Source organism: Streptosporangium sp. NPDC049644, assembly GCF_040675205.1.
GTDB lineage: Bacteria > Actinomycetota > Actinomycetes > Streptosporangiales > Streptosporangiaceae > Streptosporangium > Streptosporangium fukuiense.
Window position 1 is genome coordinate 75,788 of sequence record NZ_JBFAOJ010000022.1, and the last position, 22,461, is coordinate 98,248.

Below are 22,461 nucleotides of genomic sequence, written 5' to 3' on the forward strand. Positions count from 1 at the left end.
ATTGTCAAACAGAAGGTCTTTTTCGCCTTTAGTACTGATAATCTGGCGGCATGTCCGCACCCCAACGTCCCGGCACGGAGACCTCGGACGCCCTGGACAGCGACCTGGGCTGGACCCTCGGGGTGGTCTTCCGCGCCTACGTCAGGACGGTGGACGCGCTGTTCGGCCACCTGCCCGGCGGGCCCAGGGGCTACCAGGTGCTCGCCGCGGCCGCCCAGGAACTCCCCGGCGGCCAGGGAGCGCTGGCGCAACGCCTGGGCATCGACAAGACGGTCATGACCTACCTGCTGGACGACCTGGAGCAGGCCGGCCTGGTCGAACGCCGCCCGGACCCCGCCGACCGGCGCAACAAGCGCGTCGTCGCCACCGAGCACGGCAGGGCGACCTGGGCCGACGCGCAGACCCGGCTCGAACACGCCGAGGACCATGTCCTGGCCCCGCTGGAGGAGGCGGACCGCTCGGTCTTCCGCGAGCTGCTCAGGAGGCTTGCCGTCCAGGCCGACAGCCTGGACCCGGTGCACGACACCTGCCGACTCGTCACCGAACTGGCCCCCGACGCCGCCCCTCCCAGACCACGCCGCTCCGCCCGCCGCTGACCGCCCGCCGACCGCCCGGTGTTCGCCTGCGTGCTGCCCGAGGGTCGGCACATCGACTTCCCGGACCGCCACCGATTCGACATCGCCGCCGGCGGACCCGGCCGGGGACTTCGCCCGCTGCGTGACCCGGCCTATGACGGCGGCGAAGAGGATTGGACTCTCCCACCGTGGGAGAGTCCAGCATGATGGCGTGCAAGACGAACTTCTCACCATCGGGCGCTTCGCCCGCCCGGCCGGTCATCCCCGTCCAGGAGAGCATGGCATGACCATGGTCGCAGACATGGACACCCGCGGTATGCGGCACTGCGAAACGACAACTCTGGGGGCGCTGCTGCGGCACGAAGGACTCGATCTGTCCGAGCCCATGCTCTTCGGCCTCGGCTCCGGCCTGTCCTTCGTCTACTGGGACAGCAAGAGTATGGGCTTCCCCTTCCTCGGGGGACGGATCAAGCCTTTCGAGCTCACCAGAAACCTGGCCGCCGGACTCGGGCTGGAACTCCTGGTCCAGGAGACCACCTCCCCCCGCAGGGCATGGCAGAACGTGGTGGCCCCGATCGACGCCGGCCACCCCGTCGGACTGCAGCTTGACAGCCACCACCTGGACTACTTCGGGTCGAAGGTGCACTTCGGCGGTCATGTCGTCGCCATGTACGGCTACGACGACCACGACGCCTACCTGGTGGACACCGACCAGCAAGGCGGAGCGGTATCCACCAGCCTGACCAGCCTCGCCCGGGCCAGGGCCGCGCGCGGCCCGATGACCGCCAGGCACCGGTCCTTCACCCTCACCGCTCCGAGGAACCCGCCCTCCCCACGAGGTCAGATCATCCCCGCCATCACCGCCTGCGCCGACGCCTTCCTCAACCCGCCCATCGCCAACCTGGGTCACCGCGGCATCGAGAAGGCCGGGAGGCTGGTGCGCACCTGGCACCAACGCACCGACAACCCGCGGCGGGACCTGCCGCAGGCCGCCCTCCTGATGGAGAAGGCCGGCACCGGCGGCGCCCTGTTCCGTAATCTCTACCGCGACTTCCTCGCCGAATGCGTCCAGCTGCTCGACAGCGGTCACCTGCGCACCGGTCACACGCTGTACACCGAGGCGGCCACCCTGTGGACGGAAGCCGCAGCACTGATCGCAGAAGCCGGTGAATCAGACGACGCGCGGTACCTCGTACAGGCGGGCACCGTCCTCTGCGATCTCTCACGCATAGAACGCGAGGCCATGCGGGCACTGAGCCGCCTGGGGAGTGAGAGCCCAGGCGCGATCCAGCCCTGACGGCCTTCGAAAACCAATACCGGCCCCTCCGGCGGGCCGACGGCCTCACCGAGCCCGTCCAGGCTGATCCCGCCCGGCCCGGACGGGCCGCTGGTGTTCGAGAACGGCAACACGGTTCAGTGCCTCGCGGTCTCCGCCGACGGCCGCCTGGTGGCCGCCGGGTGCTGGGACGGCGTCCTGCTGTGGGACGTCGCCACCCGGCGGCGGCTCCGGCAACCCCTGGAGACCGGCCAGGTCCACACCGTGACCTTCAGCGCCAACGGGTCCGTCCTGGCGGTGGCCGCAGGTAACGACGTGCTGCTGTACGACGCCGGCGGCCTGCGTACCGCCTGAGGGCGCGGCGATGAGAGCTCAGCCCGCCGCGCGGCGCAGGTCGAACAGCTCACGCCGTCCACCCTGGCCATGCACCCTCCACGTGGCACCGCCCTGCCCGGAACCGCTTGGCCTTCCCTCCAGCACGACGAACTGCTCGTTCGTGATCGAATAGGGGCGCATACCGGTCGTCTCGGCACCCACCTCTTCGGCGGGCACCGGCGGTTCCGCGTATCCGTGGACCGCGTCCTCCTTCTCGTCGAGCCAGCCAAGGCGGAGCACGTTCCCGGGGGGAAGATCGGTTCGGTGCAGGGCCTCTGGAAATCAAGCCCGAACCCCCGCATGCACTCCTCCAGCAGTGCGAAGCGGGAGGGCCAAGTGCGGCACCGTACCGGACTCACCTTCTGCGCGCCCTCGCGCGACAACGACGGCTGGATCCAACTGCTGACGCAGATCGCCACCGCCAAGCGGCATGGCCCGGTCGTCGGCATCACCGACGATCTGTCCCGCCATTCCAGCTGGAAGGTCCGCCAGTGGCTGCTGCGTCACCCGCGGATCCGCCAGGTGTTCATCCCGGTCAAGGCGTGCTGGCTGAACCCGGCCGGGGGTGGTGGCGGCCGCTGCGCAAGGCGGCGTTCGCCGGGCAGACCTTCGCCGATGCCACCGAGATCGCCTAGGCGGTCGCCGCCGCCCAGCTCAACGCCCGCGCCAAGCCCTGGGGCTGGGGCTGGAGCGGCCAGCACCCCAGCCCCCCTCCGCCGCACGTTCGTCCACCGGCTCTGAGGAACACAGCACCAGTCGCCCCCAAGTCTTTTCCAAGTATGCTCACGCATTCCGTCGGCAGGACATCAGGTATTCGAGGTGCAATTCTCACCGAAGCCGTTCATGAAACACGCCCCTCTTCATGAAGGGTGGAAAGAAAATGAAAGCTCACTGTGCAGGACGTCCGCGTCGGCGAGCCGACCGAAAAGACTTTCCGCCGTGGGCGGAAATCCACTGCAATCACTTCAAGAATGAAACGACCCGCACGATAGCGATGCCGCAGCAAGGAAGGCAGTGGGGCCTGATCAGTGCTTTCAGGTCTTCGGAATTTAAGACGACGTGTTCATCTAGATCCTAGGATAGCCCACTAGATCGGCGCGCGAATATATCACGGAAGATACACATAGGAGCACATAGGCGTGAGTGAAAAATCGTGGCAGCTGCTGCGGAGTTGGCTGGCTTATTTTCTGGCCGCCGCGATCCCGATCAGCGTGTTGGTGGAGGATTCTCAGCCGTGCGTCTCACCGCCCAAGGGCACTTGGCCGCAAACGGCCGCGAGCAGTGAGACCGACATCTATCTGCCACTCACCGCGGCGGGAATGCCCCGCATCTCCGTTCGCTCACATGGGGAGACCGTCTTCTCCGCGACCTACCAGACGGCCCACGAAAACAAGGTCGAGGTATTGTCCTACTCTCCCATCGTGAAGAACGGCGATCCGGCGGCGGCGCTCGAAGAGGTTCTTCAGGAGTCGGCGACCGAAAGCCACTGGAGTCGGGGTCGGGGTCGCCAGTTCGTCGATACCTGTCCCGGCGGTATCGTCGTGGTGCGGACCGCGCCGCTCGGCGGCGCCGCCGCCTGTTACCCGTCGACGCTCTTCAAGGATCCGAACACCTACGAGAGGGAACCGGGCGCGGTGTGTCTTTTCGCCGATCGATGGTCCGGAGCGACTCTGAACGGGCACGGTATGACCGTGGACGAACTGATCGAGGTGATGTCCCGCCTGCGACCGGCCATCCAGCTCCCTTTTTCCCAGAACACGCCTGCCCCTTCGGATACGATCGGCACGCCCCGTGCCCAATCCGGCGCCTGAGTGTCTCCGGACACAGGAAGAGACGAGGAGGGGCTTTTCTACGCGTTGATCCTCTTCAGCACCGCCTGGGACCACAGCCGTCCGGCCGAATGATCCGCGACGACCTCGTCACTCCGGAGATTGAGTCCTGTCCGGCCGAGAAGACCCGGCCATGGGGACCCTGAAAACGCCAAGGTTCAGCCGGCGACGGCGCGACGCAGGTCGAGCAGCTCCGAGGGTGAGATCGGCATCCTGTCAATCCTGATGCCCTCGGCGTCCTCGATCGCCGAGAGCGGGATGAACCCCGGCTCCCCGCTCCCCTTGATACCGAGGGTCGCAGGCGATCCGACTTCTTCTGGTGGCGGTGGCCGTCTTATGGTCATTGACGCATGTCGGCGTAAGGGGGGATGGTTATGGTCGAGGAGCAAGGCAGTGCCGCTCTGATGGCGGACACGGCCGTGGTGGGCGCCGCGTCGGCCGGCGACAAGGGGGCGTTCGGAGCGCTCGTCGAGCCTTTGCGGTGGGAGTTGCGAGTGCACTGCTACCGGATGCTGGGCTCCTACGACGACGCGGAGGACATCGTTCAGGAGACGTTCCTGCGGGCATGGCGCCGCCGGGAGACCTATGAGGGGCGGTCGACGTTCCGGGCCTGGCTGTACCGGATCGCGACGAACGCATGCCTGGACCTGATCGACCGGAACAAGCGGCGGGCCGCGCCGTACCGGGTTCCGCCGCTGGTGGAGTCGGGTACGCCGGTGCAGCCGCCTGCTGATGTGTCGTGGTTGCAGCCGGTCCCGGATCGGCTGCTGGAGCCGGCCGTCGACGGGGCCGAAGGACCGGAAGCGGTGGCGGTCGCGCGGGAGACGATCGAGCTCGCCTTCCTGGTGGCGATCCAGCATCTCCCCGCCCGGCAGCGAGCCGTGTTGATCACCAGGGATGTGCTGGGCTGGCCCGCCACCGAGACGGCCGCGCTGCTGGACACCAGCGTGGCGTCGGTGAAGAGCACGTTGCAGCGGGCGCGGGCGACGCTGAGACAGCACCTGCCCCAGCGGCGCGAGGACTGGGCGCCTTCGGCCGAGCCGAGTACGGACGAGCGCGCGCTGTTGCGACGTTACGTCCAGGCGCATCAGCGAGCCGACCTGGACATGCTCACCGAGTTGCTCGCCGAGGACGTACGGATGACGATGCCGCCACACCCGGCGTGGCTGGTCGGGCGGGATGCGCTGCTGACCCTTACCGGACAGGTCTTCGACTCCGGCTCGGAGTGGTATCACGGGCGCTGGCACTGCGTGGTCACCGGCGCGAATCTCCAACCCGCGGTCGCGCACTATGCCGAACACTCCCGCGCACCCGAGACCAAGGACCTGGCCGGGCGGTTCCGCGGCCAGGTGCTGGATGTGCTGCGGATCGACGGCGGCCGGATCACCGCGATCACGTCGTTCGCACCACGCCACTTCGCCGCGTTCGGCCTGCCCCTGGTCCTGCCGTGAACGTGGGATTCCAACGGCGCGAGGTGCCCCTGGCCGGTGAGGTGCCGGCTGGAATTCCTGCACGGCTGAGCCGGGCACCGATTCCTTTTCCGGCGCCGTGCCGTCATACCTACAAGCCCAGCAGCATCGCAGCGTACGAGGGAGGACCCCATGTCGAACAGGCAGGACACCGCGCTGGCCGAGCTCGACCGGCTCGTCGGCACCTGGAAGGTGAGCGGCGAGGCCACCGGCCAGGTCACCTACTCCTGGCTGGCAGGCCGTCACTTCCTCAAGCAGGAGGTCGACCTGCGGCAGGCCGGCCAGCCCATCACCGGCATCGAGATCATCGGCCGGGAAAGGCCGTTCGGCGCCGAGGAACCCAGCGAGGACATCACCTCCCGGTTCTACGGCAGCCAGGGCGAGACCCTCGACTACGTCTACGAGCTCAACGGCGACACGCTCACCATCTGGAGTGGCGAGAAAGGCTCACCCGCCTACTACCGCGCCCGGTTCAGCCCCGACGGCGACACCCTGTCCGGGGACTGGGTCTGGCCCGGCGGCGGCTACCACGCCGAACAGACCCGCGTCCGATGACCGACACCACGACCACAAAGCGACTGCTGACCGCTGGCGCGGTCGCGACCCCGCTGTCCTTCACGCCGAGGACCAGCGGCGGAGGTCCGGGAGGGGCGGGAAGATCAGGCGGTCGCCCGACAGGGTGGGCAGGGCGAAGGCGACGGCCTTGCCGGGGGTGGCGGTGGTGAGGGTGATGGCCGGATAGGTCTGGCAGTGACCATCGGAGAGCCGGTGGGCCAGGAGCAGTCCGCGACCGTTCTCGGCGAGCAGCGGCAGGCCGATCTCCTCGACCGAGTGCAGCAGGTTGAGGATGAGGCGGATCTCGTGCGGGTCGGGGTCGCCGTCGACGATCTCGCACCAGGTGGGGATGCCGTCCAGGCTGAAGATCCGTAGCTCGTACGGGGGGCGGGCGTGCTTCTCTGCGTTGGCGGCGAGTTCGGCGACGATGAGTTCGGCGGTGTCAATGTCGTCCTCGGGCAGGCCGGCCCGCTGGAGCACCTCCCGGACGACGGCGCGGGCGCGGCGCGAGGCGGAGCCGGGCTGAAGGACCTTCACCAGCGCACGGATGTCACTCTGCCCCGCCGCGCCACCGTCCCGCCCCGTTGTCCCGGCGTCCGGCCCCACCGCTCCGCCGCCCAGCCCTCCCACCTCGGCGCCCAGCCCTCCCATCTCGATGTCCAATCCCACCGCCTCGGCGCCCGGCACCGTCACCCCCGCGTGTCGCCTCTTCATCTCGGTGTTCGGCGCCGTCGCCCCGGTGTCGTGTACTGACGGGGTGGTGCCCTGCCCGGTCGCGCCGAGGTGTTTCCAGCTCTGGTCCGGCAGGGGCGCCGGGCTTTCGGCCGGGTGGTGTTGGGCACCCGGGGGGATGTCGTCGGCTGACCGCATGAGCACGCTCCGTTCACTGTGGGGGCTGTGCACAACAGGAAAGGTCAGGGTGACCGGAGGGGGGAACGTCAGCGTCGCTCGTTGGCCGTTGGCCGATCTCGTTACGTTCCGGAGGCGGACGTTAACTGAACGTTTTCTCGGAGGGTAGCGACCGAAGGTCTTCGAATATCACAATGAGTTGTCATTCGATTACCAGGGGAGAACGGTCGTGGGTGAACTATGCGGCGGCAAGGGGCGTCCGGAGCTGGCCAGGGCGCGCAAGCGACGGGGGATGACGCAGGAGGCGGCGGCGGAGGCGGTCGGAGTGTCCGCCGCGGCCTGGGGGCGGTGGGAGCGGGGCGAGCAGGGAGTCCGGGCGTACAGCCGGAAGCGGATCGCGGCCGTGTTCGAGGTGGATGCGGTGGAAGTCGAGCGCTGGATAGAAGGGTGGGCCTTCGCGGCGACATCATCGTGGCCGAACGCTGACTTCGGAGACGGTTCGCAGGCGGCTACCGTGAAGGCGGTCACGCATCTGTGGAGGTGTGAGTTGGACTCATCTCGGCGCGAGATGCTGGCCACGTTGCCGTTCGTGCCCGCGGCCCTGGGCGAGTGGCTGGTCTCCTGGAGCTACGGCGTCCCTGCCGAGTCGACCGCGCACCACGGATCCGGGCCGGTCGTGGGTCTCTCCGACGTCACCCGGATCAACGAATCCCGCAGGGCGTTCAGCCAAATGGACCAGCAGTTCGGGGCTGGAGTGGTGCGCCCGGTGGTCATGAACTATCTGAACGGCAGCGTGACACCGCTGTTGCGTGGTCGCTACAACGACAAGGTCGGGGCCGAACTGATGGTCGCGGCGGCGGGGATGACCGAACTGGCGGGCTGGACCGCCTTCGATCTTGGCCAGCACGGCAAGGCCCAGCACCACTTCGGCCAAGCACTCAAACTGGCAAAGGCCGGAAACGACCTTTTGGCAGGGGCCTGGGTGCTGATGACGCTGACACAACAGGCGATTTATCTGCAGCAGCCCAATTGGGCGGGATGGCTGGCCCGCGCCGCCGTCGACACCGCGCGCCGGGCCGGAGCTCCCCCACGTGTCATGGCATTGATGCTGGTCAAGGAGGCCGGAGCGACAGCTTCGCGGACCAAGGGAAACGGGATCCCTGGCGGACATGCCGCCAAGCAGGTCGAGCGGCTGCTCGCCGAGGCCGAGCACGCATATGACCAGGGTTCCGACGATCGTGACCCAGAATGGCTTGCCTCATACGGCAGGCCGGGGCTGGTCGCGGCCATGGGCTGCTGCTGGCAACAGATCGGCGAGCATCGGCGGGCGGTCACCTTCGCGGAAACAGCGATACAGGGCTACGACGGGCGCTTTGTCCGCGCGGCGCAGTTTGCCCAGGTCAACGCCGCCGAGGCATACCTCGGGACGGGTGAGTTGGAGCAAGGGATCACCCGCGCACGGGCCGCGATTCCGGCGATCAAAGCGCTGGCCTCCCCACGTCTGGTGGAGCGCCTCCGGCAGTTCGCCGGGCAGCTTGAGCCGTACAAGGGCAGCATGATGGTCCGCGAGTTCCGCGACCACCTCAACCACGAACTCGCCGCCTGACCTTCACCCGCCCGGCAGCCTGCGGCATCGAAGCCCTATGCGACGGGGGCGGCGGTGACGGCGTCCTTCGTTCGGCCGGAGGCATCGAGGCTGCGAAGGACGCCGCGTAACGCCCGGCTGGCGTAGCGGGATTTGCGATGATGTCGTCCCTTGTCCGGCCAGAAGCATCGAGACTGCGAAAGGCGCCGCGTAACGCCCGGCTGGCGTAGCGGGATTTGCGATGATGGCCAGGCGGAAGTGTGGTTCACGGAGCGCGGAAGGGGTGAGGTGATGACGTACGACCCGAAATTGGCTGCCGCGCTGTCAGGCGCCACGCTCCGCCAGCTCGCACATTGGCGCAAGGCCGGCGTCAGACGGGGCGCGGTGCTGATACCGGAGATCTCCGGCACGCGACCCGTCCTCTACTCCTTTCGCGATGTGGTGGCGCTGCGAACCTGCGTCAAGCTGCGTAACGACGCCTCACTGCAGAAGATCAGGCGGGCGCTCGACACACTCCGTGGCGATCTGAAAGAACACGACCATCTCTCGTCGTACACGCTGGTCGCCGACGGCAGCAGCATCTACCTGGCCGAGCCGGGTCAGGCGGTCGACCTGGTGCGGAGGAAGGCCAACGTGGTCATCCACGAGATGGTCGATGTCCTACAGCCGTTCTACCGTGACGGCAGGCACATCCCGCCGCTGCTGCGGCCTCGCGCGCACGTGACGGTGGATCCGGCGGTTCGCGGTGGGGTGCCCGTGATTGAGGGCACCCGCGTCCCCTATGACGAGGTCGCCGCACTGCTCCGAGACGGGGTCCTCCCGGAGCGGATCTCCGAGTACTACCCGAGCGTAACCGCCACAGCGGCCCTGGATGCCGCCGATTTCGCCGACTACGTTGACAGCTACGATCCCCCCAAGGAGCCTCGTGAGGCTGCTGCTGGATGAGAACGTGTCCCGGCCGCTCCACCAGGCCATCGCCGCTTTCGTCCTGGGGCATGAGATCGTCCACCTGCTGGATCTCTCGTTGGTCCGGAACACGGGATGAGAACCTCTACCCCCGGGCGGTGGCCGAGGGGTTTCAGGTCATCCTGACCAACGACGCCCGGCAGATGCAACGTCCCCGGGAAGTCGAGGCGATCGCCGCCTCCGGGTTGCATCGGATCGAATACCCGCACAAGCATCCTGGCCTGATCGGACTCGGTCTCGCGATCGCCACGGTCGCCGCCGGACTGCCCGCTGCCCTCACCCTTCTCAGCGAGGCGGACGGGCAACGTCTGGTGACCTTACGCGGCATCGACCCGACCTCGGCCAGCCGCCTGCGCGTCATCGACCCGGTCACGATCTCGCCGAAATACTGGCCGTCTCTGACGTAGCCCTCCTGCTGTGGAATCCGTAAACCAGTGGACGGAAGTCACCTGCACATTGGCTGTTAAGCCTTCGAAGCCGTTCGGTGGCGAAGGTCTCCACCCGCCCGACGACCAGGTCCACGGCCGCGCGCTCCTCCTCCGATCGAAGAGGTCGATCAGCATATAGGCGATCGAGTGCGAGAATTCACCCGCGTTACCGGTGGACGCCAATGCCGATGTGAGCACCACCGCCGGGTCAGCGGTAACAGGGTGAGGAGCGGCATGGCTGATCAACATGTGAACGATGTGGGAGCGCCCAGGCGAGGCCCGGGGAGCGGGGAAGAGCGTGGGGGCCTCGCCTGGGTGGTGACGGAGGCGGCCGCTCCCCAGTACGTCGCGATTGCGCTGCCGCCGCTGACAGGCCTGCTCGCTCACGGGTGGACAGGTGCGGCGTGGGGTCTGCTCGCGGCGGCGTTGTGCGCCGGCCTGCCCGTAGGGGTGATCGCGGTCGGTGTGCGGCGGGGCCGCCTGGACTCGATGCACCTGGTCGACCGGAAATCCCGTAGAGGGCCGATGCTCGCCGGTCTGACCGCGGTGACGATCGGCCTGGTGCTGCTCGCCCTGCTGGACGCGCCGACCATCGTGACGGCGACGGCGGCGGTGATGCTCGGCTGGGTCCTGGTCATGGGTTCGATCACGATTAGGTGGAAGATCTCCTTTCACACGGGGGTGGCCGCCGGGGCGGCTGTCGTGCTGGCGCACGTGCTGCCTGCCGCGGCGACTCTTGCGGTGGGTGCCGCTCTCGTCGGTGTGATCGGCTGGGCGCGGGTACGGGTATCCCACCACACGCCCGCCCAGACCATCGCGGGTGCGGCGGCCGGAGCGGGCGTGGCGTGGGCAGTGCTGACGCTGACGCTCTGACCTCGACGGTCATCGCCCATGTCACGCGGCTGGAACGAGGTCTTCGCGTGTCCCGTTTGAGCCCGGCAAGGGGCCAGGGTGAGCCGGACAGGGTCCGGCCCGCACTTGGGCGGCTTCAGCGGAAAGCGATGTGTTCGCTGGCGATTGGAATCGACGACGCGTTCGTCGCGCGGCCCTGCGGGGGCCGATCACCCGAAAGGTCAGGTTCCGGCTGTGGACCGCCCGGGGGCCGCGCGGCGCAGGTCGAACAGCTCCGAGGGCGAGATCGGCATCTTGTCGATCCTGATCCCCTCCGCGTCCTCGATCGCCGAGGCGATCACCGCCGAGACCGGGATGACCCCCGCCTCCCCCGCCCCCTTGATGCCCAGGGGGTTGAGCGGTGACGGGGTCTCCAGGTGCGCGGTCTCGACGAGGGGCACCTCGGTGGCGTACGGCATCAGGAAGTCCATGAACGAGGCGTTCAGCAGCTGGCCGTGGCCGTCGTAGACCATCTTCTCGTACAGCGCGCCGCCGACGCCCTGGGCGACCCCGCCGTGGATCTGCCCCTCGACGATCATCGGGTTGATCAGGTTGCCGCAGTCGTGCACGACCACGTAGCGCAGGATGCGGATCTCGGCGGTCAGCGGGTCGGTCTCCACGATCGCCGCGTGCATGCCGGAGGCGAAGGTCGAGCGGATCGGCGAGTAGTAGTCGCGCCCCTCAAGGCCCGGCTCCTCCCCCTCGGCCACCGGCGGCCGGTCGAAGGACGAGGCGCCCGCGAACTGGGTCGCCCTGGCCGCCTCGGCGTCGAAGGCGTAGCGCAGCGGGTTGGACAGCACCGCCACCGTCGCCAGCGGGATCGCGCTGCCGGGGGCGCCGACCACCCGCACCTCCCCGTCGACGATCTCCAGGTCGCGGGGGTCGGCCTCCAGCGCCTCGGCGGCGATCCGCAGCGCCTTCTCCCTGACCTTCCTGCAGGCCAGGGCGATCGCGTTGCCGCTCATCACCGCGGCCCGCGAGGCGAAGGTGCCGACCGCGTAGCCGAACCTGCGGGTGTCGCCGGTGACCACCGAGACCCGTTCCAGCGGTACGCCCAGCTCGGCCGCGGCGATCTGGGCGAACACCGTCTCGTGGCCCTGGCCCTGGGAGGTGAGCCCGGTGGAGACGTGCACCCGGCCGTCGGAGGTGACCTGGACGTGCCCGCCCTCGTAAGGGCCGACGCCGGTGCCCTCGACGTAGCAGCCGATCCCGATCCCGATCGCGCGTCCCTCGGCGGCGGCGCGGGCCTTCAGCCCTGGGAAGTCGTCCCAGCCGATCAGCTCCTTGAGCAGCCGCAGCGACTCGGGGTAGTCACCGCTGTCGTAGATCAGCGGCCGGCCGTCCTGGAAGATCAGACCCTGGTCGTAGGGGAACTCGTCGGGCTGGATGAAGTTGGCCGCGCGCACCGCGGTGCGGTCGGCCCCCAGGTGCTCAGCGATGTGGTCCATGGTCCGCTCCATGCAGAAGACCGCCTGCGGGCGGCCCGCCCCCCGGTACGGGGTGACCTGCACGGTGTTGGTGTAGATCGAGGAGAACTCGACCCGGTAGGCGCCGATCCGGTACGGGCCGAGAAGCTGGGTGGAGGTGATGATCGGCACAATGATCCCGTACGGCGTGTAGGCGCCGTGGTCGTGCAGGATCTCGACGTCCAGGCCCAGAATCCTGCCCTCGTCGTCGAAGCCGACCCGGACCGACTGCAGCTGGGCGCGCTCGTGCGCGGAGGAGACGAAGTGCTCGCGCCGGTCCTCGGTCCACTTGACCTCCTGGCCGAGCGTGATCGCCGCCCACGGGACCAGGATCTCCTCCGGCCACGGGTGCACGATCTTCACCCCGAAACCGCCGCCCACATCCGGGGCGACCACCTCGACCTTCGGCAGCGGCAGGCCGAGCTTGGCCGCGATGGCCATCCGGACGCTGGTGGAGGTCTGGGTGCTGGAGTGGACGCGCAGCGAGCGGTCGTCGGCGTCCCAGCGGGCGTGCACGCCGCGCCCCTCCAGCGGCATGGACGCGCTGCGCTCGATGTCGAGCCGGAAGGCCAGCGTGTGCGGCGCGGCGTCGATGGCCTCGCGCGCGCCGAGCCCGGCGGCCGAGGGCACCTCCTGGACCAGGTGCGCGCCGACGTTGCCCGGCACGTCGGCGTGCACGAGCTGGGCGGACTGCGCGGCCTCCTCCACCCCGACCACCGGCTTGAGGATCTCGTAGTCGACCTCGATGAGCGCGCAGGCGTCCTCGGCGAGGTAGCGGTCGCGGGCGACGACCATCACCACGGGCTCGCCGACGTGCCTGACGATCTCGCGGGCCAGCGGGTACGCGGTGCGGCCGTGGGTCAGCGCCGGATGCGGGATGAGCAGCGGCAGCGGCTCGGCGAGCGCGCCCGGCAGGTCCTCCCAGGTGTAGATCGCCACCAGCCCGTCCACCTCGATGGCGGCCGAGACGTCGATGTCGCGGATCCGGGCGTGGGCGTGCGGGGAGCGGACGAACGCCGCCTGCAGCGCCCCCGGCGCCAGGTCGTCGAGGTAGAGGCCGCGTCCGGTCAGCAACCGGGGGTCCTCGCGCCGTTGGACCGGCTCGCCGAACAGTTTCGTGGTCATGATCGCCTCACCGGGACGTGTCTCCTGCCTCGCCCGCCCGCGGGTCCTCCGGGGCCGCCTGGAATCTCCCGCGCCCGCTCAAGGTTCCTCCGCCATGATCTCGGCCGCGCGGTGGACGGACTTGACGATGTTCTGGTAGCCCGTGCACCGGCACAGGTTGCCGGAGATGCCCTCCAGTACCTCCTCGTCGCTCGGCGCCGGATTGTCCCGCAGCAGCGCGGTCACCGTGCACAGGAAGCCAGGCGTGCAGAAGCCGCACTGCAGGCCGTGGCACTCGGCGAAGGCCCGCTGCACCGGCGAGAGCGTGCCGTCCCGGTCGGCGAGCCCCTCCACCGTGGTGACGTCGCGCCCGTCCACGGTGACCGCGAGCGTCAGGCAGGAGCGGACCGGCTCGCCGTCCAGCAGCACCGTGCAGCATCCGCAGACCCCGTGCTCGCATCCGACGTGCGTGCCGGTCAGGCCGAGGTCGTGCCGCAGGCAGTCGGACAGCAGCCGCCGCGCCGGGACCGAGGCCTGCCTGACCACCCCGTTGACGGTCAGCGTGATCTCATGCACCTACGGCCTCCCTGGCGGCGTCACGGAGTGCCTGCTCGGTGAGCACTCCGGCGAGATGCCGCCGGTAGGCGGCGGTCGCGTGGATGTCTGCCTCCGGCTCGATCCGGTCCTGCACGGCGCGGGCCGCCGAGGCCCAGTCCGCCGAGTCCGGCGGCCGGTGGCCGACGGCCGCGGTGACGTCGACGAGCACCGGGACGGGGCCGAGGCTCACGCAGGCCACCGTGGCCGAGGTGATCCTCAGATCGTCGTCCAGTGCGACCAGTGCCGCGATCCCGGCCAGGGCGTAGTCGCCGTGCCGCCGGGCGACCTCGCGGAACGCGGTGCCCGAGCGCGGGGGCGGGGCGGGGAAGAACGCGGAGACGGCCAGTTCCCCCGGATCCATCGCCGACTCCAGGGGGCCGGTGAAGAAGTCCTCGGCCGCCACGTCCCTGACGGCGTCCGGCCGGGCCAGCCGTACCGATCCCTTGAGCAGGGCGAGGACGGCCGGCAGTTCGGCGGCGGGGTCGGCGTGGGCCAGGCTGCCGACCACGGTGCCCCGGTTGCGGATCACCGGGTGGGCCACCAGCCGGAGCGCCTGGCGCAGCAGCGGCTGCGCCGCGGCGACCTCCTCGGAGCGTTCCACCTGGGCGTGTCTGGCCAGGGCACCGACCCTGACACCGCCCGGCTCGACATCGACGGTCGCCAGTTCGGCCAGCCGGTTGATGTCGACCAGGTGCGCGGGGGCGACCAGCCGCATGTTCAGCAGCGGGATCAGGCTCTGCCCCCCGGCGAGCACCTTGCCGTGCTCCCCGGCCCCGGCGAGGGCGTCGAGCGCCTCGCCGAGAGAACGGGGGGCGTGGTATTCGAAGGGGGGTGGTTTCACCCGGCGGCCTCTCGTTGCGGCTCGGACACCTCTGCCGGACCGGCGCCGCCCCGTCCGGAGATGGCCCGGAGCAGGTGGTAACCCACCACCACCACGATGGTGCCGAGGGCGATGCCCTCCAGCGTGAAGTCCGAGCTGATCATATGCTTGACCGGGCCGATCGCGAGGATGATTCCCGCCCCGATCGGGACGAGGTTGACGGGGTCCGCGAAGTCGACCCGGTTCTCGATCCAGATCTTCGCGCCGAGCAGGCCGATCATGCCGTACAGGATGACGGTGATGCCGCCGAGCACGCCGCCCGGTGTGGCCGCGACCAGCGCGCCGAACTTCGGGCAGAGGCCGAACAGGATCGCGATGACGGCGGCGATGTAGTAGGCGGCCGTGGAGTAGACGCGGGTGGCGGCCATCACGCCGATGTTCTCGGCGTAGGTGGTGGTCGGGGAGCCGCCGAAGGTGCTGGCCACGACCGTGGCGGCGCCGTCGGCGATGACCGCCCGGCCCATGTACGGGTCGACGTCGGTCTTGGTCATCTCGCCGACGGCCTTGACATGGCCGACGTTCTCGGCGACCAGCGCGATCACGGCGGGCAGCACCAGCAGCACGGCGGAGAACTTGAAGTCGGGGAAGTGCATGCTCGGCAGGCCGATCCAGTCGGCCGCCGCCACGTCTTTGAAGCTCACCCTGGGGTGCGTGTCGACCGCGCCGGTGACCGCGTTGAAGGCGGTGATGTTGCCGAGTACCTTGTCGGCCACCCAGGAGAGGACGAAGCCGATGATCAGGCCGAGCAGGATGCCGATCCTGCCGATGAAGCCCTTGAAGAGCACGATGGCGACGAAGGTGACGATCATCGTGATCAGCGCCATCCACTGGTCCTGCGGCCAGTAGACGTCGGCGACGACGGGCGCCAGGCCGAAGCCGATCAGCATGACGACGGCGCCGGTGACGACCGGCGGGAAGACCCGGTTGATGACCTGCACGCCGAGGAAGTGGACGGCCACACCCACGAGCGCGAGTACCAGTCCGGCGACGAGGATGGCGCCGGTGACGATCGCGTCGGCGGCGAGTGTGTCGTCACCGCCCACGAGTGCCCGGATGGCGAGCACGCCGCCCACGAACGACGCGCTGGTCCCGAGATAACTGGGGACCTTTCCCTTCACGATGAGCAGGAACATGATCGTTCCGACGCCGGAGAACATGATGGCGACGTTGGGATCGAGTCCCATCAGCAGGGGGAAGACGAACGTGGCGCCGAACATCGCCACGACGTGCTGCGCTCCGAACCCGAGCATCCGCGGCCAGGACAACCGCTCGTCGGGTCTGACCACCTCTCCCGGGGCGAGTGTCCGGCCGTCGCCGTGTTTCGTCCAACCTGCAACCATCGAGCCCCACCTTTCACCGGGCCGTCGGTCGGTGGCCACCCCGCGGGCATCCCTCCGGCGAGTCCCTTACTACCGTTGCGGGCACATTAGGACCGAGTCCATGCGCGGACATCGTCATGATCTGCCAAATCTAAACGGCCGACCGGTGAATGCCTCGCGCACCACCAGCGAGAACGCCCGGTGAGGGACACGGGGGACGGCGAAAGATATAGGTATGTGACATAACCCGCAGCGCGGGCGGCCCGTCACAGCCCGGAAGAACGGCCCGGAAGAACGGCCGCAGGCGGACGGAGCGCCGCGGAGCCGGGCGAGGCCGCTGTCGGGATCAGGCTCCGGCGGCGACCACCCGGATCTCGAAGCCGTCGCCGGTCACCACCTGGCCGTTGCGGATCTTGCAGGTCTTGCGGAGCTCGACCTCCCCGTCCACCAGCACGTTGCCGTCCGCGATGAAGTGCTTGGCCTGGCCACCCGTCTCGGTGACACCGCAGTACTTGAGCAGGTCACAGAGCGGGATGTAGTCGGTCTCCAGCTCGAAGGTCTCGTTCACGCCGAACAGCTTAGGTCCCGCGCGCTCCCAGGGCGCGGAGCACCGGTCTCAGATCCCCCTCATCCGCAGGACGTGCAGGGCCAGGGTGAGGTTCAGCCGCAGGTGGGCGTCCTCGGTGAAGCCGCCCAGCATGCGCTCCAGCTTGCCGATCCGGTAGCGCAGCGTGTTGTAGTGGAAGTGCAGCCTGCGTGCCGTCTCGGCCACGTTGAGGTTGGTCTCCAGCAGCACCTGCAGGGTGCGGCGCAGGTCGGCGTTCTCGGCGTCGTCGTCGGAGGCGAGCGAGCCGAGCGTCTCACGGACGAAGGCGTGCAGCTCGGCGGTGTCGTTGACCAGGGAGAGCAGCCGGTAGACGCCGAGCTGGTCGAAGTGCGCGACCGCGCCGTTGCCGTGGAGCTGGCGGCCCACCCGCGCGGCCTTCAGCGCCTGCCCGTACGCCTCGGGCAGCGCCTCGGCGCCGACGGCGGTACGGCTGGCACCGGTGGAGAAGGTGGCGGGCAGGCACTCGGCGAAGGCCGCGGCGGCGTCCTTGGCCAGGCGATCCGCGTCGACCGCCGCGTCCACGATGGTGACGACCTCGTGGGAGAAACCCGCCACCGCACCGCGCGCGTCGTGGCGGCGCATCGCACCGGTCCAGCAGGTGACCAGCCGGTCCTGGGCGGCGCGCTCGTCACCCTCCGGGTCGAGTTCGGCCACCAGCACGGTGACCGGGCGCTGCAGGTCCCACCCGAAGGCCCTGGCCCGGGAGGAGACCCGCTCGGAGCCTCCCGCCCTGCCGGTGAGCACGTCGCGCAGGAAGTCGGCGCGGTACTTGCTCTCGACGGCGTTGACCGCCTCCTGCCGGGTCACCACCAGCGCGGCGACCGTTGCGGCACGTTCCAGAATGCCGACATCGCTGTCACCGATCGAGCCGACGGCGCCGCAGGCGACGATCCTGCCGTGGTGGTGGCCGCCCGCCACCACCGGCACCGAGGTGTGGCGGGAGTCGGGGGCGCCGCGCAGCGCGGCCACGTGCTCGGCGGGCCCGGCCGAGGCCAGCACGTGGCCCGTCCCGTCCAGCACCGCCACGCCCACGTCGAGCAGCCCCGCCACCTCGGCCGTCACCTCGCGCAGCCCGCCCCCGGCGAGCACGACCTGGACCAGCGCCCGGTGCGCCTCCTCCGCCCTGGCCAGCACGACGGCCTGGCGGTTGAGGATGTCGGTCAGCACCTGGTTGAGGATGTCGTCGAAGCCGACGTCGTCGGGGAGCTGGATCAGCGGGAAGCCCAGCCGGTCGGCCTGCTCCACCATCTCCTCCGGCAGCTCGTCGAGGTAGCGGCCGAGCTTGATGGCCAGCGCGGCCAGACCGCGCTCGTCGAGGTCGGCCACCAGCCTGCCGAGCGACTGGGGGGTGTTGCGCAGCGGGTAGCCGGTGGTGAGCAGCAGCTCGTGCGGCTTGACCCAGGCCAGGACGTCGGGCACCTCCATCACGTTGAGCCGCTGCACCACCCGGTCCAGGCCCCGCTCTCCCGCGATCAGCCGGGCTCCCGCCAGTGTCGAGACGCCGAGGACCTCGCCGACGGCGACTCCGTGAATGATCGTTCCGGTGCTCGCCGGCCGTACGGGAGGTTCCATGAGGCGATTGTGACCGATAGACCCGTCTGTCAGGAAGAGCCAACCTTTGGGCTGACTGTTGGCACCTTTATCCGTACGGCCTGCGTCCACGCCCGTTCTACCGTACGGCTCAATGGATGGGGGAGTCCGTGAGCGAGCGAACCGCTGGAGAGAGCACCTTCACACCCACGGGGCCTGCCGAGGAGCGCTCATGAGCGTTGGAACGCGTCCAAAGGCGCGACGCGTACACGTGCGGACACATGGGACCGGTGCGGCCAGCACGACTCTGCGCCAGGTGCTGGAGGCGCCTCGCCGCCCGGCGCGGGTGCTGGCGGCCTTCCCCGCCGGCGTCTACCTTGAGATACGCACCGAGCTGGAGCCGCAGGTCATCGCGGTGGTGACCGGGCAGGCCACCCGCCTGCCCAACGCCATGGTGGTCAGCGACCCGATGCCTCAGGTCGCGGTGGGGGACGAGGCGTGCGTCGGCGACGGCTCGATCGACGTCGGGCGGCTCAGCCTGCGGGCCCACCGCTGGTGGAACCCGGCCCCACCGCTCGGCACCGTGAAGGTGGCGGAGCTGGTCCGCTCGCTGCCCGCGATGGCCGGGCTGTGCGAGCGCTCTTCGAGGCGTTCGGGGCTGGAGGGCAACGGTGCCGCCGACCTGCTGGCCCAGGGGTGCGCCGAGGGCTCGCTGCTGAAAAGCGTCGTGGCCGCCGAGCAGCTGATCGGTCTGGGCCCCGGGCTCACGCCGAGCGGCGACGACGTGCTCGCGGGGCTGCTGGTCGCGCTGCGCCACCTGGGCGGCGCGACGGGGGCCGATCGTGCCGTCTGGCTGGCCGACTGGCTGGCCGCCGCCGTCACCTTCGACGTACGGGGCAGGACCACCCCCATATCGGCGGCGCTGTTGCACTGTGCCGCCAGGGGCGAGGCCAGCGGCGAGGTCCTGGCCGTGCTGCGGGGCCTGGCGGGGCGGCAGTCCCTGGAGCCGGCGCTCCACCGCCTGCTCCAGCTGGGCCACACCTCGGGGGCCGACCTGGCGTGGGGGCTGCGCATCGGGCTCGCGGCGGTGATCGATCTGGAAGGCAGGGGCAATTGAGCACTGATGTGGTCCGGGTGCGCACCGGGGTCTACCACGACTCCGTGAGCCTGATGCGGGTCAGCCGGGCGGCGACCGCGCTTCCCGGTGTGGAGGTCGCGGTGGTGGCGATGGCCACGGAACTCAACCTCGGGATCGCCGCCGAGCTGGGTTTCGACCTCCCCAAGGCCGGCCCCGCCGACCTGCTGATCGCGCTGCGCGGCGGCGGGGCGGACACTCTGGAGGCCGCCCTCGCGGAACTGGACGGGTTGCTGGCGGGACTCTCCGCCATGCCGGCCGGCGGCACCGCCGTCGAGCACCCCCCGCACACGGTCCGTGCCGCGGCCCGCGAGCGCGCCGCCACGCTGGCCCTGGTCTCGGTGCCCGGGCCGTACGCGTTCGCCGAGGCGCTGGACGCGGTCGAGGCCGGCCTGTCTGTGATGATCTTCAGCGACAACGTGCCGGTCGAACAGGAGGTACTGCTCAAGCGACGTGCCGCCGAGCTCGGCGTGCTGGTCATGGGTCCGGACTGTGGCACCGCGGTGATCGGCGGAGCCGGTCTCGGATTCGCGAACGTCCTGCGGCCGGGCCCGGTCGGTCTGGTGGCCGCCTCGGGGACCGGTGCGCAGCAGGTGGCCTGCCTGCTGGACCACGCGGGAGTGGGGATCTCCCACCTGCTGGGTGTGGGCGGCCGTGACCTGTCCGCGGACGTGGGCGGGCTGTCCACCCTGCGTGCCCTGGAGGCCCTCGACGCCGACCCCGCGACCGAGCTGATCGTCCTGATCTCCAAGCCTCCCGCCCCCGAGGTCGCGCGGGCCGTCGCCGAGACCATCGCGAAGCTCGGCACTCCGGTCGTGACCGCCCTGCTCGGCCCCGGCCAGGACGACCTGACCGCGGCGACCGAGACCGCCCTGCGCGCCCTCGGCGCCCCGGTCCCCGCCTGGCCGTCCTGGCCCGCCCCCGGCACGGCGGGGGAGCACGCGGGAAGTCTGCGCGGCATCTACTCGGGTGGGACGCTCTGCGTGGAGGCGCGGCTGATCACCGGGAGCGGGGAGTTCACCGACTTCGGCGACGACGCCTACACGGTCGGCCGGGCCCACCCGATGATCGACCCGACGCTCCGCCTGGAGGCCCTGGCCGAGGTGCCGCCGGGCGAGGTCGTCCTGCTCGACGTGGTCCTCGGCCACGGCGCCGACCCCGATCCCGCCGCGACGCTCGCGCCGGCGATCGCCGGGGCCGCCGCGCGAGGTGTCACGGTGATCGTCGCGCTGGTCGGTTCCGAGGGCGACCCACAGGGACTGAACGCGCAGGCCGAGGCCCTGAACGCGGCGGGCGCCGCGGTGTTCACCTCCAACGCCCAGGCCGCGGGACACGCCGCGGAGGTCGCCGCCGGGATCGCTCGTTGACCGCCGTCGGACGCCGGGGATCGGCCGCTCTCCCCCCGGCCGTCACCGCTCTTCGCTCAGGAGTTGACGCATGACGCTGACCATGCTTTCCGGCGAGCCGGAAGTGATCACGGTGGGGGCCGACCTGCTCGGCGAGGCGCTGGACTTCCAGGCCGTCCCCCGGACGCGGGTGGACTGGCGCCCGCCGATGCCCGGCACCGAGGCCGACCTGGCCCGGGTGCTGGCCGACCCGCGCAGGGGCCGCGCCAACGAGACGGCCGTGGGCCGCCTGGTCTCCGCCCGGCCGCAGCTCGTCGGGGTGCGGCCCGCGCACGAGGTGCTCGACCTGCCGAAGGGCACGTTCCTGCACGCGGGGCCGCCGATCGAGTGGGAACGGGCGTCGGGTCCGATGCGGGGCGCGCTCATCGGGGCGATGCTGCTGGAGGGGCTGGCCGCCGACGCCGCCGACGCCGAGGAACGGCTGGCACGCGGGCAGGCGCGGCTGGACTCCTGCCATCACCACCGGACCGTCGGACCGATGGCGGGCGTGGTCACCTCGTCGATGTGGATGTTCGAGGTTCGTGACGCCGAGCACGGCGGTACCGCCTACTGCTCGCTCAACGAAGGGCTGGGCAAGGTGCTGCGCTACGGCGCGTACGGCCCGGAGGTGCTGAGGCGACTGCGCTGGATGGCCGAGGTGCTCGGCCCCGCGCTCCAGGCCACCCTGGAGCGGAGCGGCCCGCTGGACCTGCGGGCACTGACCGCGCAGGCCCTGCAGATGGGCGACGAACTGCACAACCGCAACCGTGCCGCCACCTCGCTGCTGGTCCGCGAACTGGCTCCCGAGGTGGCGGAGGCCGCTCCCGGCCACGCCGCCGAGGTGCTCCGCTTCATCAACGGCAACGACCACTTCTTCCTCAACGCGGGCATGGCCGCGTGCAAGGTCAGCGCGGACGCCGCGCGGAACGTCCCCGGCTCCACGATGGTCGTCGCGATGGCACGCAACGGCACGGACTTCGGGGTCCAGGTCTCCGGGCTGGGCGATCGCTGGTTCACCGGCCCCGCGGGCGTGCCGGACGGTCTCTACCTCGGCGCGTACGGTCCGGACGACGCCAATCCCGACATCGGCGACTCCACGATCACCGAGACGGCCGGCCTGGGAGGCTTCGCGATGGCCGCTGCCCCGGCGATCGTGCGGTTCGTCGGCGGTGACGTCTCGGACGCGATGGCGGCCACCCGCTCCATGTACGAGATCACCCTGGCCGAGCATCCCGCGTACCAGATCCCGGGGCTGGACTTCCGGGGCACGCCGGTCGGCGTCGATGTCACGCTGGTCGCCAGGACGGGCCTGCTGCCCACCGTGAACACCGGCATCGCCGGCCGGGTCGCGGGGACCGGACAGGTCGGCGCGGGTCTGGTCAGCCCGCCCGCCTCGGCTTTCACCACGGCGCTGGCCGCGCTGGCCGAGGCGGTCGATCATGGAAACGGATCGGTTTAGTGATCCGTTGGCTATTAGGAACGGGCGAAGCTGACAATTCACCCACTCGCCGGTAGCATTCGGCGACGTCAGGGTGTGGACACCGGCTCAGTGCTCCAAAGAACACCGATCACTGACAAATGCCCTCGCGCGCTTTCTCCACAGGCCAACTTCCGTTACCGAATGACCTCCCGATATTGTG

The 22,461-nt window shown here is 70.0% G+C and carries 22 protein-coding genes; 13 read left to right on the forward strand and 9 right to left on the reverse strand.

The window, feature by feature from the left end:
• The first annotated feature begins 50 nt into the window (after positions 1-50).
• The 3 genes from AB0J58_RS15560 to AB0J58_RS15570 all read left to right on the forward strand — a co-directional run bounded on the left by AB0J58_RS15560 (position 51) and on the right by AB0J58_RS15570 (position 2,205).
• Complete coding sequence (locus AB0J58_RS15560) at positions 51-596, forward strand: MarR family winged helix-turn-helix transcriptional regulator (RefSeq protein ID WP_364215521.1); 546 nt, start codon at positions 51-53, stop codon at positions 594-596.
• Between the two features lie 262 nt (positions 597-858).
• Positions 859-1,872, forward strand: coding sequence for a BtrH N-terminal domain-containing protein (locus AB0J58_RS15565; protein ID WP_364215524.1), 1,014 nt, complete (start codon positions 859-861; stop codon positions 1,870-1,872).
• A gap of 93 nt (positions 1,873-1,965) precedes the next feature.
• A complete protein-coding gene (locus tag AB0J58_RS15570; protein ID WP_364215527.1) occupies positions 1,966-2,205 on the forward strand; it encodes a hypothetical protein in 240 nt (79 codons plus the stop codon).
• Between the two features lie 18 nt (positions 2,206-2,223).
• Here AB0J58_RS15570 and AB0J58_RS15575 read toward each other — a convergent pair whose 3' ends face one another.
• A complete protein-coding gene (locus AB0J58_RS15575; RefSeq protein WP_364215530.1) occupies positions 2,224-2,466 on the reverse strand; it encodes a hypothetical protein in 243 nt (80 codons plus the stop codon).
• Positions 2,467-3,365: 899 nt separating this feature from the next.
• On the opposite strand from AB0J58_RS15575, the gene AB0J58_RS15580 reads away from it, so the two are divergent.
• Complete coding sequence (locus tag AB0J58_RS15580; RefSeq protein ID WP_364215533.1) at positions 3,366-4,037, forward strand: hypothetical protein; 672 nt, start codon at positions 3,366-3,368, stop codon at positions 4,035-4,037.
• Between the two features lie 176 nt (positions 4,038-4,213).
• Here the strand turns inward: AB0J58_RS15580 and AB0J58_RS15585 are convergent, their stop codons facing one another.
• Positions 4,214-4,399, reverse strand: a complete 186-nt coding sequence (locus tag AB0J58_RS15585) for a hypothetical protein (RefSeq protein ID WP_364215536.1) — start codon at positions 4,397-4,399, stop codon at positions 4,214-4,216.
• A gap of 30 nt (positions 4,400-4,429) precedes the next feature.
• Here AB0J58_RS15585 and AB0J58_RS15590 point away from each other — a divergent pair, with 30 nt between their 5' ends.
• Both AB0J58_RS15590 and AB0J58_RS15595 read left to right on the forward strand, forming a co-directional pair.
• Positions 4,430-5,506, forward strand: a complete 1,077-nt coding sequence (locus tag AB0J58_RS15590; protein WP_364215539.1) for a sigma-70 family RNA polymerase sigma factor — start codon at positions 4,430-4,432, stop codon at positions 5,504-5,506.
• Between the two features lie 150 nt (positions 5,507-5,656).
• On the forward strand, positions 5,657-6,079 hold the full coding sequence (locus tag AB0J58_RS15595; RefSeq protein WP_364215542.1) for a hypothetical protein: 423 nt from the start codon (positions 5,657-5,659) through the stop codon (positions 6,077-6,079).
• Between the two features lie 60 nt (positions 6,080-6,139).
• Here the strand turns inward: AB0J58_RS15595 and AB0J58_RS15600 are convergent, their stop codons facing one another.
• The gene (locus tag AB0J58_RS15600) at positions 6,140-6,949 is read right to left on the reverse strand and encodes an ATP-binding protein (protein ID WP_364215545.1); all 810 of its coding nucleotides are present in this window, start codon (positions 6,947-6,949) and stop codon (positions 6,140-6,142) included.
• A gap of 208 nt (positions 6,950-7,157) precedes the next feature.
• On the opposite strand from AB0J58_RS15600, the gene AB0J58_RS15605 reads away from it, so the two are divergent.
• The 4 genes from AB0J58_RS15605 (at position 7,158) to AB0J58_RS15620 (ending at position 10,780) form a co-directional block, all read left to right on the forward strand.
• Complete coding sequence (locus AB0J58_RS15605) at positions 7,158-8,534, forward strand: helix-turn-helix transcriptional regulator (RefSeq protein WP_364215548.1); 1,377 nt, start codon at positions 7,158-7,160, stop codon at positions 8,532-8,534.
• A gap of 270 nt (positions 8,535-8,804) precedes the next feature.
• Positions 8,805-9,458: a DUF433 domain-containing protein gene (locus AB0J58_RS15610; RefSeq protein WP_364215551.1), complete on the forward strand. Its 654-nt coding sequence runs from the start codon at positions 8,805-8,807 to the stop codon at positions 9,456-9,458.
• Between the two features lie 119 nt (positions 9,459-9,577).
• Entirely contained in the window at positions 9,578-9,886 is a 309-nt protein-coding gene (locus AB0J58_RS15615; RefSeq protein ID WP_364215553.1) for a hypothetical protein, read from the forward strand.
• 255 nt (positions 9,887-10,141) lie between these two features.
• Entirely contained in the window at positions 10,142-10,780 is a 639-nt protein-coding gene (locus AB0J58_RS15620) for a hypothetical protein (protein ID WP_364215556.1), read from the forward strand.
• Between the two features lie 200 nt (positions 10,781-10,980).
• On the opposite strand, the gene cutA is transcribed toward AB0J58_RS15620, so the two are convergent.
• The 6 genes from cutA to AB0J58_RS15650 all read right to left on the reverse strand — a co-directional run bounded on the left by cutA (position 10,981) and on the right by AB0J58_RS15650 (position 18,343).
• A complete protein-coding gene (gene cutA / locus AB0J58_RS15625) occupies positions 10,981-13,389 on the reverse strand; it encodes an aerobic carbon-monoxide dehydrogenase large subunit (RefSeq protein ID WP_364215559.1) in 2,409 nt (802 codons plus the stop codon).
• A gap of 78 nt (positions 13,390-13,467) precedes the next feature.
• Positions 13,468-13,944: a (2Fe-2S)-binding protein gene (locus tag AB0J58_RS15630; protein ID WP_364215562.1), complete on the reverse strand. Its 477-nt coding sequence runs from the start codon at positions 13,942-13,944 to the stop codon at positions 13,468-13,470.
• On the reverse strand, positions 13,937-14,806 hold the full coding sequence (locus AB0J58_RS15635) for a xanthine dehydrogenase family protein subunit M (RefSeq protein ID WP_364215565.1): 870 nt from the start codon (positions 14,804-14,806) through the stop codon (positions 13,937-13,939). The genes AB0J58_RS15630 and AB0J58_RS15635 overlap by 8 nt, the downstream gene beginning before the upstream one ends.
• Positions 14,803-16,185: a solute carrier family 23 protein gene (locus tag AB0J58_RS15640; RefSeq protein ID WP_364215568.1), complete on the reverse strand. Its 1,383-nt coding sequence runs from the start codon at positions 16,183-16,185 to the stop codon at positions 14,803-14,805. Before AB0J58_RS15640 ends, AB0J58_RS15635 begins: the two co-directional genes overlap by 4 nt.
• Before the next feature lie 325 nt (positions 16,186-16,510).
• Positions 16,511-16,732 carry an RNA-binding S4 domain-containing protein gene (locus AB0J58_RS15645; protein ID WP_343967406.1) on the reverse strand — a complete coding sequence of 74 codons (222 nt, stop codon included), beginning with the start codon at positions 16,730-16,732 and terminating at the stop codon, positions 16,511-16,513.
• 48 nt (positions 16,733-16,780) lie between these two features.
• On the reverse strand, positions 16,781-18,343 hold the full coding sequence (locus AB0J58_RS15650) for a PucR family transcriptional regulator ligand-binding domain-containing protein (protein WP_364153282.1): 1,563 nt from the start codon (positions 18,341-18,343) through the stop codon (positions 16,781-16,783).
• A gap of 190 nt (positions 18,344-18,533) precedes the next feature.
• Between AB0J58_RS15650 and AB0J58_RS15655 the strand changes: the two genes are divergently transcribed.
• From AB0J58_RS15655 to AB0J58_RS15665, 3 genes are all read left to right on the forward strand, one after another.
• Positions 18,534-19,418 carry a DUF2877 domain-containing protein gene (locus tag AB0J58_RS15655; protein ID WP_364215570.1) on the forward strand — a complete coding sequence of 295 codons (885 nt, stop codon included), beginning with the start codon at positions 18,534-18,536 and terminating at the stop codon, positions 19,416-19,418.
• Entirely contained in the window at positions 19,415-20,803 is a 1,389-nt protein-coding gene (locus tag AB0J58_RS15660; RefSeq protein ID WP_364215573.1) for an FdrA family protein, read from the forward strand. The genes AB0J58_RS15655 and AB0J58_RS15660 overlap by 4 nt, the downstream gene beginning before the upstream one ends.
• 70 nt (positions 20,804-20,873) lie before the next feature.
• Positions 20,874-22,280 (forward strand): DUF1116 domain-containing protein, encoded by a 1,407-nt coding sequence (locus AB0J58_RS15665; RefSeq protein WP_364215575.1) that lies wholly within the window; start codon positions 20,874-20,876, stop codon positions 22,278-22,280.
• Positions 22,281-22,461 lie beyond the last annotated feature (181 nt).

Bases quoted from the DNA above. Each gene is read 5' to 3' on its own strand.
- AB0J58_RS15600 (WP_364215545.1), bottom strand. From the start codon at position 6,949: ATGCGGTCAGCCGACGACATCCCCCCGGGTGCCCAACACCACCCGGCC.
- AB0J58_RS15655 (WP_364215570.1), top strand. From the start codon at position 18,534: ATGAGCGTTGGAACGCGTCCAAAGGCGCGACGCGTACACGTGCGGACA.
- cutA (WP_364215559.1), bottom strand. From the start codon at position 13,389: ATGACCACGAAACTGTTCGGCGAGCCGGTCCAACGGCGCGAGGACCCC.
- AB0J58_RS15620 (WP_364215556.1), top strand. From the start codon at position 10,142: ATGGCTGATCAACATGTGAACGATGTGGGAGCGCCCAGGCGAGGCCCG.
- AB0J58_RS15585 (WP_364215536.1), bottom strand. From the start codon at position 4,399: ATGACCATAAGACGGCCACCGCCACCAGAAGAAGTCGGATCGCCTGCG.
- AB0J58_RS15595 (WP_364215542.1), top strand. From the start codon at position 5,657: ATGTCGAACAGGCAGGACACCGCGCTGGCCGAGCTCGACCGGCTCGTC.
- AB0J58_RS15640 (WP_364215568.1), bottom strand. From the start codon at position 16,185: ATGGTTGCAGGTTGGACGAAACACGGCGACGGCCGGACACTCGCCCCG.
- AB0J58_RS15565 (WP_364215524.1), top strand. From the start codon at position 859: ATGACCATGGTCGCAGACATGGACACCCGCGGTATGCGGCACTGCGAA.
- AB0J58_RS15650 (WP_364153282.1), bottom strand. From the start codon at position 18,343: ATGGAACCTCCCGTACGGCCGGCGAGCACCGGAACGATCATTCACGGA.
- AB0J58_RS15590 (WP_364215539.1), top strand. From the start codon at position 4,430: ATGGTCGAGGAGCAAGGCAGTGCCGCTCTGATGGCGGACACGGCCGTG.
- AB0J58_RS15610 (WP_364215551.1), top strand. From the start codon at position 8,805: ATGACGTACGACCCGAAATTGGCTGCCGCGCTGTCAGGCGCCACGCTC.
- AB0J58_RS15560 (WP_364215521.1), top strand. From the start codon at position 51: ATGTCCGCACCCCAACGTCCCGGCACGGAGACCTCGGACGCCCTGGAC.
- AB0J58_RS15665 (WP_364215575.1), top strand. From the start codon at position 20,874: ATGACGCTGACCATGCTTTCCGGCGAGCCGGAAGTGATCACGGTGGGG.